General features: G+C 51.5%; 1 pseudogene. It reads right to left on the bottom strand.

Annotated elements, in window-relative coordinates:
* Nucleotides 1–229, bottom strand: a pseudogene (locus LK536_RS59270) (precorrin-4 C(11)-methyltransferase); the annotation flags it as partial.

The following is a 229-nucleotide window of genomic DNA, read 5'->3' as shown; positions in this document are numbered from 1 at the left end:
CCTGTAGCCTCTTGGAGTTACCATATACTGCCCGATTTTCCTTGTCTGCGTGCTGCCTATATAGACGGTTGTAAACATATCCACAGCCCTGTCCTTCATTTCCCCCATGCTCATCACCTCCATGTGCTGTCCGTCCCTGCCTATATTGGATACAAGGCCGCACACCATATCCTCACCCCGGTACTTAAGGATCCGCTCACATGCCTGCCTGAAATAATCCGGTCTTCCC

The organism is Clostridium pacaense, from assembly GCF_020709765.2.
In the GTDB taxonomy this organism is placed as follows: domain Bacteria; phylum Bacillota; class Clostridia; order Lachnospirales; family Lachnospiraceae; genus Enterocloster; species Enterocloster hominis.
Note: the sequence above shows the minus strand (reverse complement) of the source record. Positions and strands in the feature narration are given on the sequence as shown.